The organism is Nonomuraea sp. B12E4 (genome assembly GCF_039871825.1).
GTDB lineage: Bacteria > Actinomycetota > Actinomycetes > Streptosporangiales > Streptosporangiaceae > Nonomuraea.
This window is the reverse complement of sequence record NZ_JBDPME010000020.1, coordinates 70,500-85,320: the sequence shown is the minus strand read 5'-3', so window position 1 is coordinate 85,320 and position 14,821 is coordinate 70,500. Positions and strand designations below refer to the sequence as shown.

Genomic DNA, 14,821 nt, shown 5'->3' with positions numbered 1-14,821 from the left:
AGAGGGCAATGGAGTGGAGCGTTCCCGGTTACACGGAGATCAAGCAGCTCGGGGCGGGCGCCAGCGGACGGGTGGTACTGGCCGTCCATGATGAGACGGGCGTCGAGGTCGCGATCAAGTACCTGTCCGAGCGTCTGCGTCGGGATCCGGCCGCGCTGGCCAGGTTCCGGGCCGAGGCGCGGCTGCTGACCACACTGCGCGATCCGAACATCGCCACACTGTGGGAGTACGTGCAGGACGACGATGGCGCGGCCATCGTGATGGAGCTGGTCAACGGCGTCGCGTTACGCGCCCTGATACGCGAGCACGGCGCGACCGAGCCGGAGGCGGCCCTGGCCGTGCTGAAGGGCTCCTTGCTCGGCCTGGCCCAGGCGCACGCGCACGGCCTGGTGCACCGGGACTACAAGCCGGAGAACGTGATCGTCAGGAACGACGGGGTGAGCAAGCTCGTCGACTTCGGCATCGCCGTCCCCCAGGGCACGACGCTCGCCCACGTGGAGGGCACGCCTCCCTACATGGCGCCCGAGCTCTGGGAGGCGCTGCCCCCCTCGCCCGCCACGGACGTGTACGCGGCCACCGCGGTCTTCTTCGAGTGCCTGACCGGGCACCGGCCCTACCGCTCGACGGAGCCGAGCGTGCTGGGTTACCAGCACGTGCACGCCCCCGTGCCCTTCCACGACGCGCCGGAGCCGGTGCGCGGGCTGATCCGGCGCGGGCTGGCCAAGGACCCGGTGCGCCGGCCGGCGAGCGCGCTGGAGTTCGTCGAGGAGCTGGAGAGCACGGCCAGGGCGGCGTACGGGGAGGACTGGGAGGAGCGCGGCAGGCGGCGGCTGGTCGTGCTCGTCGGCCTGCTCGCGCTGCTGCTGCCGAGCCCCCAGACCCCGTTGCCCGAGACCGGCACCTCGCTGGCCAGGACGGTGTTCCGCGGCCTGCGGTCGGGCGCGGCCCGGGTGAAGGCGTTCCGTCGCCTGCGCTCGAACGCGGCCCGGGTCTCCGCGGCCGCCGCCACGGTCGCGGCGGTGGGCATCACGGTGGCGGTGCTGCTGGCCAACCGCCAGCCGCCGCCCGCGGAGCCGATCGGCGCGGCGGCTGCCGTGCCGCCGAGCGAGGTGGTGACCGACCCGGCCGCGGGCCCTCCGGACACCTCCGAGCCGGAGCCCACCTCCTCCGAGGGATTACCCGAGGCCGGGCCGCAGGACTCGCCCGAGGCCACGCCGCAGGACTCGCCCGAGGCGGCCGTACCCGGGGACGACCCCGACTCGCCCCCGGCGGACGACACCGACCCGGTGCGGCCCCCCAAGGCCACGAAGAAGGCCGATCCGAAGACGACGCCCACCGGCACCGAGGACCCGGCTGACCCGCCCACCGAGGCGTCCACGGACCCGCCCGGGGCCTCCACCGAACCCCCCGACGACCCGCCGTCACCGCCGACCTCGGTGCTCGGGGTGCGCGTGGGCGGCCTCGCGGTCGACGCCGACGGGGACGCCGCCGCCACGGTCACCCTCAGCACCAGCGGCACCGCCGCCGTCACCGCCACCGCCACCTGGAGCGCTCCCGGCACCGACGGCCGCGTCCAGCGGGTACGCCTGAGCGGCGCCCGGTCCTACACCCGCGAGCTCACCTGGGCCATCGGCGAGCGCCCGTGCGGCAGCACGGTCACGCTGTCCGTCACCACCACCCCGGCCGCGCCCGGCGGCGCCCGATCGGCCTCCGTGTCCGTGCCGCCCTGCCCGACCCGGGTGACCGGGCTGCGCGTGCGCCTCAACCTGCCCGCCGCGCCCGCCCGTACGGCGACCGCCCGGGTCATGGTGACGGCGAGCGGCACCGCGGCGATCCCCGTCGAGGCCCGGTTCGCGGTCGACGGCGAGTCCGTGGCCACCCGCACCGCGACCCTGTCGGGGCGGACCTCCTACACCAGGCCGTTCACTTACACCTTCAGATCCCGCCCCTGCGGCTCGACGCTGTCGGTGACGGTGAGCGCGGGCGGCCGGACGGCCACCGCACGGGCCTCGGTGCCCTGCCCGCCGGCGGTGCGGCAGGTGCGGATCGTCCGGGCCGGTCCCGGCGAGGGCGGGCTGTACGCGACCGTGTCCGTGACCACGTCCAACACCCAGCCGGTACGGCTCATCGTGCGGTTCTCGGCGGGCGAGGGGAGCCGTACCGAGACGGTCACCCTGTCCGGCCGCACGTCGTACACCTCCAGCGTGAGCGGGTCGGTCAAACCGCCCTGTGGCACGAGGTGGGTCGTGACGGCGGCCACCGCCCCGGCGGCGGCCGGCGGGAGCGACAGCGCGAGCGGCAGCACGTCGGAATGCCCCAAGGACCCGGAGCCGGACCCGGAGCCCGAGCCGGAGCAGTCGGAGAAGACCCCCAGACCGGAGTCGCCGGGCACCATCGAATGACAATTTCCCCTTATCAGGATTTGAGTAGCGGGAAAGCGGTTCCCTCTGGTTAAGCTACGGACCGGTTGATGAGGGTGGGGGCCCATATAACTCCAGGAGTCCGCATGTACGGTGATGGGCAGTGGGGGGTCCCTGGCTACACCGCGATCCGGGAGCTCGGCACGGGAGCTGCCGGGCGCGTGGTGCTGGCCAGGCGCGACTACGACGGTGTCGAGGTCGCGATCAAGTACCTCAGCGACGAGCTGAGGTCCGACATGGGCTTTGTCGCCCGGTTCCGGCACGAGGCCCGGCTGCTCGCGACCGTGCAGAGCGTGCACCACGCCCGGCTGCTCGACTATGTCGAGAACGGCCTGGGCGCGGCGATCATCATGGAGCTGATCGAAGGGATCTCGCTGCGCGAGCTCCTGCGCTCCGAGGGACCCACCGGCCCTGAGGCGGCCCTGGTCGTGCTGAAGGGCTCGCTGCAGGGTCTGGCCTCGGCCCACGCGATCGGGATCGTGCACCGCGACTTCAAGCCCGAGAACGTCATGGTCCAGGGCGACGGCACCAGCAAGCTGGTGGACTTCGGCATCGCGGTCAGGGTGGGCGAGGGGGCGAGCGCCGCGGGCACGCCGCCGTACATGGCGCCCGAGCAGTGGTCGGGCGGGGCCCCCGGGCCCGCCACAGACGTCTACGCGGCCACCGTCGTGTTCTTCGAGTGCCTGACCGGCTCCCGTCCCTACCGCGCGGCCAACATCGCCGCGCTGGCCCACCAGCACCAGAGCGCGGCGCCTCCGGTGGAGGAGGTGCCCGTTCCGCTGCGCGGCCTGATCGAGCGCGGCCTGGCCAAGGACCCGGCCGAGCGGCCGCCGTCGGCGGAGGCGTTCCTGACGGAGCTGGAGGCGGTCGCGGCGGAGGGGTACGGCTCCGACTGGGAGGAGCGCGGGCGCCGCCGCCTGGCCGCCCTGGCGGGCGTGCTGGCCGTTCTCTTCCCGACCGCCCTCGACGAGCCCTCCCGGTCCGCGACCTCGCTCGCCGAGACCCGCTTCCCGAGCCCGTCCCGGCTGCTCGGCAAGCTGCCCGCCAAGATCGCCGTCGCGGCGACCGCCGTGGGCGCGCTGGTGGTGGCGGCCGTGGTCATCGCGAACGCCTCCGCCGAGGAGCCGCGGCTGCAGGCGCAGTCCGGCCGGATCACGCCGTCCACGACGCCGGCCACCAGCCTGAACCCGGTGGAGACGGAGGAGCCGCCACCCACCCTGGAGGAGGTCACGCCGACGCCCACGCCGACGCCCACGCCCACGGCCACGGACAGCGCCGAACCGCCGCCCGCCCAGCCGAGGAACGCCCGGCCCGCCCGGACACGTGCCCCCAGGCCCACGCCGACCCGGGTCAGAGCGCCCAGGACGAGGGCGCCCGCCACGACACCCGCCACGACGCCCGCCACGACACCGACCGATTCGACCCGGCCGCGACTCTCCGGCGGGGTGGACGAGTGGGAGAACGCCCGGCCGACCCGCACGACGCCCGCGCCCGCGCCCTCCACCCAGATCCCGAGCACCCCGCCGACCCGGCCGACCGAGCCGACGCAGGGCCCCACCGAGGAGCCCGGCGGCAGCGAGAGCCCCGGCGGCAGCGAAGGCCCCAAGCCGACGGATCAGCGCGGCGGGCAGACCCGCGCGGTCGAGCCGGCGGCCCAGCAGTGGCAGGACGGCTGGGGCCCGGAGCCGGCCGCGTTGATCGCACTCGGACTGGTGACGTCGGGCGCGCTTCCGGTCACACTTGCGGTGAGGCGCCGCATGGCGGGACGCCGCAGACGGAAGCGCTAGATCGCGCCGGGGGGCAACGGCGATGGGCAACCCTGGAAACGACATTGCCGGATTCCGGCTCACCGAGCACACCTGGATGACCGAACTCGGCAACTGGATCGACGCCATCTCACCCGACGGCCGCAGGGCGGGCGCGCTGCTGTTCGATCCGAAGATCATCAGCGTGCCCGGCGTGCGCGAGCGCGTGGTGCAGGCGGTCATGACCGACCAGCGGCTGGTGCTGGGCGGGCTGACCGGCCTCATCCCCGTGGCGGACGTGGTCGCGGCGGGCAGCCAGGTGTGGCTGCTCACCGGGCAGGCGGTCAGCCCCACCCTGGCCGACCTGCTCACCGCCGGGCCGATCGACCCGGGCGGCGCGGCGGCCGTGCTGGTGGAGACCGCCCAGACGCTCGCGGCGCTGCACGCCGCCGGGGTCACGCACGGCTCACTGCACGCGGGCACCGTGGTGATCAGCGCGGAGGGCGCCGCGCTGCTGTCGGAACGCGGCCTGTCGGACGCCATCCGCGGCCTGGCCTCGCCGCCCGAGCGGGACGCGGCCGGGTGGGCCTCGCTGGCCCGGGGGCTGGCCGCGCCCTTCGCGCAGAGCGCGCCGCGGGCCGCCGACCTGTTCGAGCGCGCCGCGGCGACCGCCGCCACCCTGGGCCTGGCCGTCGCCCGCGACCTGCTCGTCAACGAGCGTTCGGTGCTGCCGGACGGCCTGATCATCAGGGACGGGCTGGCCCAGGCGGCGCGGAGCAGGTCGGCGTTCGCGCGGGCGCCCGCGTACGCGCAGGCTCCGGTCCTGCCCAAGGACGAGGGTGACATCGTCACGCTGCTGCACCCTCCCGGCCGGTCGGCGGGGAGGGCCCGGTTCGGGCCGGGGGTCGCGACCACCGGCACGCAGCCGCAGCGGCCGGAGACGACGGCCGAGCGGATCTGGCGGGCCGGGCGCGACGAGGCCGCCACCAAGCGCCGCCCCGGCACCAGGACGAGCCGGACCGGGCGGGCCCGCCGGCGGCGCACGATCCTGGCCACGGCCGTCTTCGCGGTGATCATGGCGGGGGCGGTGGTGGCCTGGATCAAGCTGGGGAACGTGCCGGATCTCGTGGTCAAGTCGATCAACGTGATGGCGCCGAAGAAGACCCAGAGGTGCGGCAGCGCCGTACTGGTCACAGGTACGGTCGTGACCAACGGGGCGCCTGGGGAGATCACCTATGAATGGCGCAAGAATCTCGACAAAGATTTCGTCAAGGGAAAATTGCTTACAAGCTCCGGCAAAACCTCCTACACCGTGCCGCTGCGATGGACGTTGCAAGGAAAGAGCAACGTCAAAGCCACGGCCACGCTGCGGATCCTGACTCCGGGGCCAGTGCTGACGGACAAGGCGACCTTCACGTACAAGTGTTGAGGCCTCCTTCTGGCCATGCATATCCAAGCAGTTCTTACTAATCTGGCGAACATGACCACGCACACCCCCGCAGGGTGGTATCCGGACCCCTACGGAGAGCCCCAGCTCCGCTGGTGGGATGGCGACCAGTGGACCGACGCCACCCACGCGCAGGAGCAGGGGCCAGGGCAGCCCCGGCAGCCGACCTCCGGGCCCCAGCAGCAGCAACGCGCTGACGCCCGCGAGGGGTGGCAGCAGCCGCAGCCCCCGTCGCAGCCCCAGATCCAGACCCAGATCCAGCCGCAGCCGGAGCCGCCGGGGCAGTCGCAGCCGGGCCCGGACTGGTCGGCGACGCCGGCGAACCCCACACTCCAGTTCGGCCAGCCGGCCTATGGCCAGTCCGCCTACGGCCAGCCCTCACCCGGCCAGTCGCCCTACGGCCGGCCCCCGGCCGGACAGTCGGCCTACGGCCAGGTCTCGGCGCCCACCCAGCAGTGGGGCGGCGGGGGCGGATACGCGCCGCCGCCACCGCGGCAGGGCAATCCGCTGCCGTGGGTGTTCGGCGGGCTGGCGGCGCTGGTGGTGGTCGCGCTGATCGCGGTGGCCGGGATCTTCTTCATCAGGCCGACCAGCACGGAGAGCGCGGCACCACCGGTCGACACGTTCGAGCCGGAGCAGCCGCCCGGCAACGAGCCGCCGTCCAACGAGCCGCCGACGCGGCAGGGCCCGGCCGAGCTGCCGCAGCCGGCCGACGGCGTCATCACCGACGCGCGCAGCGGCCTCTCCTTCCAGGTGCCGGACAGCTGGAAGGTGCCGCCCGTCAACGAGCTCAACGGCCCCGACCCGACCCAGCAGGCGTGGACGAGCGGGGTGCAGGCCGTCTCGCAGGACAACTACGAAGGCGAGTCCGACTGGATCGGCAACGTCTACGTGGGCCTGCTCAACGAGCTCTATCCCTATACCGGCACCTCGGGTCTCGGCGACACCGCGAAGGCCGTCTTCGTGGACTTCTCCACGAAGTACTACCAGCTCGCCCACGAGAGCAAGGTCGTCGAGGACAAGGCCATGAAGATCGGCGACCGCGACGCGTGGGTGCTGCGGTTCGAGCTCGACTTCAGCAAGGTCTCGGAGGAGAAGGGCTACAAGTGGAAGAAGGAGAACGGCGCGATCGTTCTCATGGACCGCGGCGAGGGTGAGACTCCGGCCATCGTTTACGCCTCCGTGCCCGACAATCTGGGCACCGATGTGGTCGGTAAGGTTCTCGGCTCGCTCAAGCCCGCGTAACCAGTGGCACTAGGCTGGTGGGGTAACAAGCGGGCGGATTGCTCCGAGCCGCTGGGCGAGGAGATCGAATGAGTGACTTGCTGGTCTGGATCGACTGCGAGATGACTGGGCTCGACCTTGGTCGTGACGCGCTCGTCGAAGTGGCGTGCGTCATCACCGACAGCGAGCTCAATCAACTGGACGAGGGCGTGGACGTGGTCATCAAGCCGCCCCCGGAGTCGCTGGAGCAGATGTCGCAGGTCGTTCGTGAGATGCACACCGCCTCGGGACTGCTGCCCGAGCTGGCGGGCGGGGTGACGCTGGCGGAGGCCGAGTCGCTCGTGCTCGACTACATCCGCCGGCATGTCTCCGAGCCGAAGAAGGCGCCGCTGTGCGGCAACTCGATCGGCACCGACCGCACGTTCCTCGCGCGCGACATGCCCGGGGTGGATGCCTATCTGCATTATCGGATGATCGACGTCTCGTCGATCAAGGAGCTGGTCCGCCGCTGGTATCCCCGGGTCTACTTCGCCGCGCCCGAAAAGCAGGGCGGGCACAGGGCTCTGGCCGACATCACGGAGAGCATCAGGGAGCTGCGCTACTACCGCGCGGCCATCTTCGTGGAGCAGCCCGGGCCCGATTCGGCCACCGCCAGATCGCTGGCGGAGCGTGTCAGCGGGTAATCGGGTGGCGTAAAGGGTCCCGATGCCCGCTACACTTTTCCTGTGCCACCCTGCGGGGTGGCCGTGGTGGGTGTAGCTCAGTTGGCAGAGCGCCAGGTTGTGGTCCTGGATGTCGAGGGTTCAAGTCCCTTCACTCACCCCAGTGCGTGACGGCCGATCCTTCGGGGTCGGCCGTCGCCGTTTTCTCCCAACAACGGCCCCAAATCGTGACAATGCGAGTTATGCTCGCTGTCTACCGCTAACGCCGGAAGCACGGGGGCTATCGGCAATCTGTCCGACTGCACGCCCCCGGAGGCCGGATGAGAGTCGACGACGCAGCGTTCGAGAGCGTGTTCACGTCCCTGAGCAAACGCGAGGCCGAGGTCATGGACCTGATCGCCACGGGCCAGTCCAACGGCCAGATCGCGCAACGGCTGTTCCTCAGTGAGAAGACCGTCAAGAACCACGTCAACCGCATCTATGCCAAGCTGGGCGTGGACTCCCGGGTCACCGCCATCGGCCTGTGGCTGTCCCGCCAGGAATAACCTTCCCCGGTCCACTCAGCCGGCCGCTCCGCCACGGGGGACGGCGGAACGGGCCGCACGCGTGCCCGGGGGACGGTCCTCCGGCCCGTTTCATCCCGTGTGATCCCGTAGCAGGTTCCCTGATGCGGTTTATGAGAGGGTGACGGTGCCATAGGTATCCATGAAGGCGTTCATGGAAAGGACCGCATCATGGTGCAGAGAGCTCGGGTCGTGGTCGTGGGTGCGGGGTTCGCGGGCCTGGCCGCCACCAAGGTGCTCGCGCGGGCGGGGGCGCTGGTGACGCTGGTCGACCGCAACGCGTACGCGACCTTCCAGCCCCTGCTCTACCAGGTCGCCACCGCCGGTATGGGCACCTCGGACGTGTCCTATCCGATCCGCACCTTCGCCGCCAGATGGCCCAACGTACGGACGCGCCGGGCCGGCCTGAGCAAGGTGCTGCCCGGGGAGCGGCGGGTGGAGTTCGAGGACGGGAGCGGCCTGGACTACGACTACCTCGTGCTGGCCACGGGCGTGACCACCAACTGGCTCGGCGTCGAGGGGGCGCGGGACAACGCGCTGCCGATCTACTCGCTCCGGGACGCGACGGCGATGCGCGACCGGCTGGGGCAGCGGCTGGAGGACACGGCGCTCGGCCGGCGCGAGAGCACGCACGTCGTGGTGGTGGGCGCGGGCGCGACGGGGGTGGAGATGGCGGGCACGCTGGCCGAGTTGCGGCGGCGCACGCTGCCGCTGACGCATCCGGAGATCAAGCCGGGCCAGACCAGCGTGACGCTGGTGGAGCGGTTCGACTACGTGCTGGCGCCGTACAAGCCCCGGTTGCGGGACGCGGCGGCCGCGGCGCTGCGCAAGAGAGGGGTGAAGCTGCGGCTGGGGTCCACGGTGGCGGCGGTGGAGCCGGACGCGGTGGTGCTGGCGGACGGCACGCGGCTGCCGAGCGACCTGACCGTGTGGGCGCTCGGCGTGACGGCGCCCAAGCAGGTCTCCGACTGGGGCCTGCCGCAGGGCAGGGGCGGCCGGATCACGCTCACGGATGCGCTGAACGTGCCGGGCCATCCGGAGATCTTCGTGGCGGGCGACCTGTCGGGGCCGCCCTCGCCGCAGCCGCAGCTCGCCCAGCCCGCGATCCAGATGGGCGAGCACGTGGGCAGGCAGATCGCCGCGGCCGCGCAGGGCAGGCCGGTGCGGCCGTTCTCGTACGACGATCCGGGCATCATGGCCACCGTGGGCAAGGCCGAGGCCGTGTTGCAGCTACCCAAGGGGCTGACCGTGCACGGCCTCCCCGCCTGGCTGGTGTGGATCTTCATCCACGTGTCCTACCTGCTGGGCGGCCGCAACCGGGCCAGCGTGCTGCTCAACTTCTTCTGGCGGTACGCCGGGCCGCGCCGCAGCGCCACCAGCGTCTCCCAGTAGCCCCTCAGAGGGCCGCGGACAAGGCCGCCAGACCGTGGTCCAGGTCGGGGTCCGGGATGTTCAGGGCGGGGCGCAGGCGTACGGAGCGGGGCCCGCAGGGCAGCACCAGCACCCCCTGCTCCTCCCTGAGCCTGGTCACCAGGGCGTCCCTGGCGGCCTGGTCGGGCAGGTCGAACGCGCACATCAGGCCCCTGCCGCGGACGTTCGACAGCGACTCGGGGCGCTCGGCCTCCAGCTTGTTGAGGCGTTCGAGCAGCACGTTGCCCAGGGTCGCGGCGCGGGCGATCAGGTCGTCGCGCTCGATGATCTCCAGCAGGCCCCGGCTGCGGACCATGTCCACCAGGCCGCCGCCCCACGTGGAGTTGATGCGGCCGCTCTGCTGGAACACGTTGTCCGTCACCAGGTCGACCCGGCGGCCCGCCATGATCCCGCCCACCTGGACCTTCTTGGCGAACGCCACCACGTCAGGGGAGAGCCCGAGCTGCTGGTAGGCCCACGGGGTGCCGGTCGTGCCGCCGCCCGTCTGGACCTCGTCGAGGATGAAGAGGGCGTCGTACTCGTGGCACAGGTGCTGCATGGCCTGCAGGAACTGGGGCCGCATGTGGTTGTCGCCGCCCTCCCCCTGGATGGGCTCGGCGATGAAGCAGGCGATGTCGTACGGATCGGCCTCGAACGCCTCCCTGGCCTGGGCCAGCGCGCGTGCCTCGGCCTCCTCGACGTCGCCGAAGTGGATCGCGGGCACCTCGATCCGCGGCCAGTCGAACTTGGGGAAGCGGTCGGTCTTGGCCGGCTCGGTGTTGGTCAGGCTCAGGGTGTAGCCGCTGCGGCCGTGGAAGGCCCTGGTCAGGTGCATGACCTTGGTGCCCAGGTCGCGTGACCTGCCCGCGGCCTCGTTGCGCCGGCTCTTCCAGTCGAAAGCCGTCTTGAGGGCGTTCTCGACGGCGAGGGCGCCGCCTTCGACGAAGAACAGGTGAGGGAGCTCCGGGTCGCCGAGCACACGGACGAAGGTATCGACGAAGTCCGCCAGGTGCTCGGTGTAGGTGTCGGGGTTGGCCGGCTTGTTGCGCGCGACCTGGCCGAGCAGTTGGGCGAAGTCGGAGTCGAAGGGTGGGTTCACACCGAGGGGGGCCGAGGCGAAGAACGTGTAGAAGTCGAGGTATCGGCGGCCGTTTCTGGCGTCGACGAGCCAGGAGCCGCGACTGAGCTCCAGGTCGAGCACGAGCCGGTATCCGTCGACGAGCAGATGGCGGGCAAGGCGGGTGTGTACATCCATGGCGCCTCCACATTCGGTCGGTCGGTGTTACGTTCCTACGGAGGAACGCCGACATATATGAAAAATTTACGGCACACATCCCCCTTGAGCGAAGTTCTTAACGTGCTGTCCTCGTTGTGATCATGGCGGACGCCGTGCGGGACGGCGAATGCGCCGACCGGCGGGAACGGGGCGAGCAGCCGCGCGCCGGGCCGGATGAGAAGCAGGGCGCCGGGAACGATGGCGGCCACGCCGGAAGTGGGGAGTGACCGCCACGGTCGTACGTTTTCCCGCATGCCAGTCTGCTATCCGGACGCGCCCGAAAAGAGACCAGCGCGGGGTCAAAAGTCGGCGATCCGCACTCTCGCGGTCCCGGAAGACGTCACAGGCCGACGATCCGCACTCCCACGGTCCCGTCGCGGCCCCTGCGCACCTTGCTGCCGAAGATCGTGATCCGCCCCATGAGCCCATATTTCCGGCGCAGCAACTCCCGAACCCGCTCGGTCTCGGCCGCGTCCAGCACCTCGGCCCGCCCTCTGACCGGCTCGGTGCCGAGGTTGCCCCTGAAGTCACACCCGGCCACGCTGACCTCGGGGTTGTTCCTGATCCGCTTGATCTTCCCGGAGTCGGCGACGGTCCAGAAGACCACCGCGTCGCCGTCCTGCGCCGCCCACACGGGGGTCGCCACCGGTGTGCCGTCCCTGCGGTAGGTGGTCACCGAGATGTACCGCTGCGTGCCGAGATCCATCACACGTGCGAGTAGACCACGATCGACACCGCGATGTACTGGATCAGGTACGCGGCGATGGTGAACGCGTGGAACACCTCGTGGAAGCCGAACCAGCGGGGTGAGGGGTCGGGGCGGCGCAGGCCGTACACGATCGCGCCCGCCGAGTAGAACACGCCGCCGACGGCCACCAGCACGACGGCGGCCACGCCCGCGCCCTCCAGCAGTTGCGGCACGACGAAGATCGCCGTCCAGCCCAGGGCCAGGTAGAGCACGGTGTAGAGCCACCTCGGGGCGCCCATCCACAACACCCGGAACAGCACCCCGGCCAGGGCGCCGCCCCAGATCACCGACAGCACCGCGATCCTGGCCACCCCCTCCAGCGCCAGCAGGGCGAAGGGCGTGTAGGTCCCGGCGATGATCAGATAGATGTTGGCGTGATCGAACCTGCGCAGGAACTCCGCCAGCCGCGGGCCCAGCGTGCTGCGGTGATAGGTGGCCGAGATGCCGAACAACGACGCCGACGTGATCGCGTAGACGGCGGCGGCCAGCCGGGCCTGCAGGGTGGGGCCGAGCGCCACGAGCACGAACCCCGCGACCAGCGTCACGGGCAGCGCCCCGGCGTGCAACCAGCCTCGCAGCCTGGGCTTCACGGTGATGGTCGTCATGAAACCTACGGTACCGTAGGTTATGGTCAGGAACCGGCACAGGGCCACTACCACCCAGGTCAGAAGACCGCTCGCCCGCCGAGCCGACGGCCACCGGAGGCCGTGACCCACCCAGAGGCCGTCGCCGCCAGAGATCACCACCCGTCAGAGGCCGTTGAGGAAGCGGGCCGCCACGGGGACGGCGGCCGCCCGGCCCGAGCCGCCGTTCCGGACGAACACGCAGAAGGCCAGGTCGTCGCGGAAGCCGATGAACCACGCGTGCGACCTCTCGCCCTCCACCTCCGCCGTGCCCGTCTTGCCCGACACGCCCTCCGGCAGCCCCGCGTCACTGGCCGTGCCGTGGTCGACCACGGCCGCCATCATGTCGCGGAGCGCCGCCACGATCCCCTCGTCGAGCTGGACGTCCTCGAACGGCATGCCGTCGATGCGGCGTACCTGCTCCTTCGACAGCAGCCGGGGCGAGCGCCAGACGCCGCTCTGGACGGCAGCGGCGACGGAGGCCATGCACAGCGGCGTGGCGACGACCTGGCCCTGACCGATCGCGTCCGCCGCGAACATGTCGACGTTGTCGGTTTCCGGCATGTCGCCGCAGACCCCGCCGATGCCGGTGGCGATCGGGCGGCTGAAGCCCCATTCGTCCGCCGCCTGGCGCAGCGCGTCCACGCTGAGCAGGGTGGTGGCCTGTTCGATGAACGTCGTGTTGCAGGAGTGGGCGAACGCGTCGGTGAAGCTGACGACGCCGCGGTCCACCTCGCCGTCGTTCTGGAAGGGCTGGTGGGACGGGACGGTGTACGTCCCCGGGCACCGGAGCTGCGCCGCCGGGTCCAGCCCGGCCCTGAGCAGGGCCGCCGCCGTGATCACCTTGAACGTGGAGCCGGGCGGGAAGACGTCGCGCACGGCGCTGTAGTTGTCCTCCAGGCGGTCGGCCAGTGCGAGGATCTCCCCCGTGCTCGGGCGGATCGCGACGATCGCGGAGTTGCCGGCCCCGTCCAGCGCCCGGGCGGCCGCCGCCTGCACGGAGCGGGACAGGGTGGTGCGCTCGACGTTCGCCTCGGGCCGGCGGGTCATCAACCGCCGCGCCGGTTGTCCGGGCACCTTCGACACCAGCTCCCAGCCGCTCCTGGCCTGCTCGAACTCGGGTTCGAGCTCGTCGAGGTAGGCATCGGCGTAGCTGTCGTTCGGGATCTTGTCACCCTCAGTGGTGAGCAGCTCGGCCGCGGTGACGTCGATCTGGTCCAGTTCCAGCGTGCCGCCGTCCTTGAGCAGCGGGTGCAGCGTCTCGGGCGCCCATAACACCTTCCAGGCCCGATCCCGTACGCCCAGCCGCAACGTGCCGTCGAACGGCCACGCCCCGAACTCGGTCAGTTGCCGCACCCCCGCGAACGGCACCTCCGCGGCCTCCTCCCCCATGCTCCGCAGCGTCCCCGGCGTGAGCTGGATGGATTCGACGTGCAGTTCGTCCGTGAGCGCGTGGTGGAGGACGACGAAGTCGGCCGGCGGCCGGTACACCAGGCGCGCCATGGCCGCCACGTCCCCCTCGTGCCATGCCTGGAAGTACGCGGCCGCCGTCTGAGAGGCACTCCCCTTGATCCGATTCGACGCGGTGATCGCGAAAGCTCCCGCACCAAATACCGCGGCAACAGCGATAACGAGCACAATCAGCCTTCGTCGTCGCATACGGTTTCTCCCAGGAGGGAATCAGCGTGGCACGAGGACAGCGGGAACCGGCGCCTGGCCTGTACCCGGTGACGTTCGGGGAGATCGAACTTCTCCGGGACCTGGACAGGCAGGACGGCTGGATGCTGTCCAAGGATGGCGTACCTCAGTCGTACGTCGATCTACAAGACCCGACATTTCTCGAATTCGAGTATGTACGACTCATGGCGGACGTGATCGACCTTCTCCAGGAAGGGCCGCTGAGCTGCGTCCACGTGGGCGGGGGCGGCTGCACGATCCCCCGCTACGTCGCGGCCACCCGTCCCGGCTCGCGGCACATCGTGATCGAGCCGGACGGCCTGCTGGTGAACCTCGTACGCGAGCAGCTCGATCTCCGTTCGGTGCCCCGGTTGAAGGTCATCGTGGCCGACGGGCGGGCGGGCACGGCCAGGGTGTGGGACGCGTCGGCGGAGCTGGTGGTGCTGGACGCGTTCACGGGCGCGACGATGCCGGTGGAGCTGGCGACCACCGAATACATGGGGGACATCGCCCGGATCCTGCGGCCCGGGGGCACCCTGTTGATCAACATGGCGGACGGGAAGGGCCTGTCCTTCGCCAAGCGCCTGCTCGCGACAGTGGCCGGTACGTTCCGGCATGTGGCGTTGCTGGCCGAACCCGGGATCATGCGGGGCCGCCGGTTCGGCAACCTGATCGTGGCGGCCTCGCGTACGGAACTGCCTGTCGACCTGCTCACCCGGCGCGCGGCCGGCGGCCTGACACAGGCGAGGTGCGTGCACGGGGAGGCGCTGACGAACTTCATCGCCGGCGCGTCCCCCATCAAGGACGGCGACCCCGTCCTCGCCCCGGTCCCCCCGCCCGCCGTCTTCGGCTGAGCGACCGGAGATATCCGGTCGCTCCGGCGACCGGATATCGCGACCGACACGGGTCGCATGATTCCCGCCGCCGGCCACCACCGCCTGACCCGGCTCACCGAACGCAATCTGGCGGCCATGTGGGGAAACTACGCGGCGCTCGGGCACCGGCGGTTGGTCTACACGAACACGG

Annotated in this window: 13 protein-coding genes and 1 tRNA gene; 9 read left to right on the top strand and 5 right to left on the bottom strand. The window is 71.2% G+C overall.

Annotated features, from left to right (window positions below):
- The first annotated feature begins 8 nt into the window (after window positions 1-8).
- From ABGB18_RS34295 to ABGB18_RS34260, 8 genes are all read left to right on the top strand, one after another.
- Window positions 9-2,402, top strand: coding sequence for a protein kinase (locus ABGB18_RS34295; protein ID WP_347699810.1), 2,394 nt, complete (start codon window positions 9-11; stop codon window positions 2,400-2,402).
- A gap of 104 nt (window positions 2,403-2,506) precedes the next feature.
- Complete coding sequence (locus ABGB18_RS34290) at window positions 2,507-4,207, top strand: serine/threonine-protein kinase (protein WP_347699809.1); 1,701 nt, start codon at window positions 2,507-2,509, stop codon at window positions 4,205-4,207.
- A gap of 22 nt (window positions 4,208-4,229) precedes the next feature.
- Window positions 4,230-5,594 (top strand): hypothetical protein, encoded by a 1,365-nt coding sequence (locus ABGB18_RS34285; RefSeq protein ID WP_347699808.1) that lies wholly within the window; start codon window positions 4,230-4,232, stop codon window positions 5,592-5,594.
- Window positions 5,595-5,645: 51 nt separating this feature from the next.
- The gene (locus ABGB18_RS34280; protein WP_347699807.1) at window positions 5,646-6,857 is read left to right on the top strand and encodes a DUF2510 domain-containing protein; all 1,212 of its coding nucleotides are present in this window, start codon (window positions 5,646-5,648) and stop codon (window positions 6,855-6,857) included.
- Window positions 6,858-6,925: 68 nt separating this feature from the next.
- On the top strand, window positions 6,926-7,519 hold the full coding sequence (gene orn / locus ABGB18_RS34275; RefSeq protein ID WP_347699806.1) for an oligoribonuclease: 594 nt from the start codon (window positions 6,926-6,928) through the stop codon (window positions 7,517-7,519).
- A 66-nt stretch (window positions 7,520-7,585) separates the two neighbouring features.
- Window positions 7,586-7,661: transfer RNA gene (locus ABGB18_RS34270), tRNA-His, on the top strand.
- A gap of 157 nt (window positions 7,662-7,818) precedes the next feature.
- A complete protein-coding gene (locus ABGB18_RS34265) occupies window positions 7,819-8,043 on the top strand; it encodes a helix-turn-helix transcriptional regulator (RefSeq protein ID WP_347699805.1) in 225 nt (74 codons plus the stop codon).
- Window positions 8,044-8,232: 189 nt separating this feature from the next.
- On the top strand, window positions 8,233-9,453 hold the full coding sequence (locus tag ABGB18_RS34260) for an NAD(P)/FAD-dependent oxidoreductase (protein ID WP_347699804.1): 1,221 nt from the start codon (window positions 8,233-8,235) through the stop codon (window positions 9,451-9,453).
- A 4-nt stretch (window positions 9,454-9,457) separates the two neighbouring features.
- Here ABGB18_RS34260 and lat read toward each other — a convergent pair whose 3' ends face one another.
- The 5 genes from lat to ABGB18_RS34235 form a co-directional block, all read right to left on the bottom strand.
- Window positions 9,458-10,726 carry an L-lysine 6-transaminase gene (gene lat / locus ABGB18_RS34255; RefSeq protein WP_347699803.1) on the bottom strand — a complete coding sequence of 423 codons (1,269 nt, stop codon included), beginning with the start codon at window positions 10,724-10,726 and terminating at the stop codon, window positions 9,458-9,460.
- A gap of 35 nt (window positions 10,727-10,761) precedes the next feature.
- The gene (locus ABGB18_RS34250) at window positions 10,762-10,956 is read right to left on the bottom strand and encodes a hypothetical protein (protein ID WP_347699802.1); all 195 of its coding nucleotides are present in this window, start codon (window positions 10,954-10,956) and stop codon (window positions 10,762-10,764) included.
- A 131-nt stretch (window positions 10,957-11,087) separates the two neighbouring features.
- Window positions 11,088-11,453: a PPOX class F420-dependent oxidoreductase gene (locus ABGB18_RS34245; protein ID WP_347699899.1), complete on the bottom strand. Its 366-nt coding sequence runs from the start codon at window positions 11,451-11,453 to the stop codon at window positions 11,088-11,090.
- Window positions 11,453-12,100, bottom strand: a complete 648-nt coding sequence (locus ABGB18_RS34240; RefSeq protein ID WP_347699801.1) for a hemolysin III family protein — start codon at window positions 12,098-12,100, stop codon at window positions 11,453-11,455. Before ABGB18_RS34240 ends, ABGB18_RS34245 begins: the two co-directional genes overlap by 1 nt.
- A 144-nt stretch (window positions 12,101-12,244) precedes the next feature.
- Window positions 12,245-13,777 carry a penicillin-binding transpeptidase domain-containing protein gene (locus tag ABGB18_RS34235; RefSeq protein WP_347699800.1) on the bottom strand — a complete coding sequence of 511 codons (1,533 nt, stop codon included), beginning with the start codon at window positions 13,775-13,777 and terminating at the stop codon, window positions 12,245-12,247.
- Window positions 13,778-13,803: 26 nt separating this feature from the next.
- On the opposite strand from ABGB18_RS34235, the gene ABGB18_RS34230 reads away from it, so the two are divergent.
- Window positions 13,804-14,649, top strand: coding sequence for a fused MFS/spermidine synthase (locus ABGB18_RS34230; protein ID WP_347699799.1), 846 nt, complete (start codon window positions 13,804-13,806; stop codon window positions 14,647-14,649).
- Window positions 14,650-14,821 lie beyond the last annotated feature (172 nt).

What these genes read in the sequence shown, in the direction of transcription:
- lat (WP_347699803.1), bottom strand. Translation starts at nt 10,726, where the DNA reads ATGGATGTACACACCCGCCTTGCCCGCCATCTGCTCGTCGACGGATAC.
- ABGB18_RS34280 (WP_347699807.1), top strand. Translation starts at nt 5,646, where the DNA reads ATGACCACGCACACCCCCGCAGGGTGGTATCCGGACCCCTACGGAGAG.
- ABGB18_RS34290 (WP_347699809.1), top strand. Translation starts at nt 2,507, where the DNA reads ATGTACGGTGATGGGCAGTGGGGGGTCCCTGGCTACACCGCGATCCGG.
- orn (WP_347699806.1), top strand. Translation starts at nt 6,926, where the DNA reads ATGAGTGACTTGCTGGTCTGGATCGACTGCGAGATGACTGGGCTCGAC.
- ABGB18_RS34260 (WP_347699804.1), top strand. Translation starts at nt 8,233, where the DNA reads ATGGTGCAGAGAGCTCGGGTCGTGGTCGTGGGTGCGGGGTTCGCGGGC.
- ABGB18_RS34240 (WP_347699801.1), bottom strand. Translation starts at nt 12,100, where the DNA reads ATGACGACCATCACCGTGAAGCCCAGGCTGCGAGGCTGGTTGCACGCC.
- ABGB18_RS34265 (WP_347699805.1), top strand. Translation starts at nt 7,819, where the DNA reads ATGAGAGTCGACGACGCAGCGTTCGAGAGCGTGTTCACGTCCCTGAGC.
- ABGB18_RS34245 (WP_347699899.1), bottom strand. Translation starts at nt 11,453, where the DNA reads ATGGATCTCGGCACGCAGCGGTACATCTCGGTGACCACCTACCGCAGG.
- ABGB18_RS34235 (WP_347699800.1), bottom strand. Translation starts at nt 13,777, where the DNA reads ATGCGACGACGAAGGCTGATTGTGCTCGTTATCGCTGTTGCCGCGGTA.
- ABGB18_RS34295 (WP_347699810.1), top strand. Translation starts at nt 9, where the DNA reads ATGGAGTGGAGCGTTCCCGGTTACACGGAGATCAAGCAGCTCGGGGCG.
- ABGB18_RS34285 (WP_347699808.1), top strand. Translation starts at nt 4,230, where the DNA reads ATGGGCAACCCTGGAAACGACATTGCCGGATTCCGGCTCACCGAGCAC.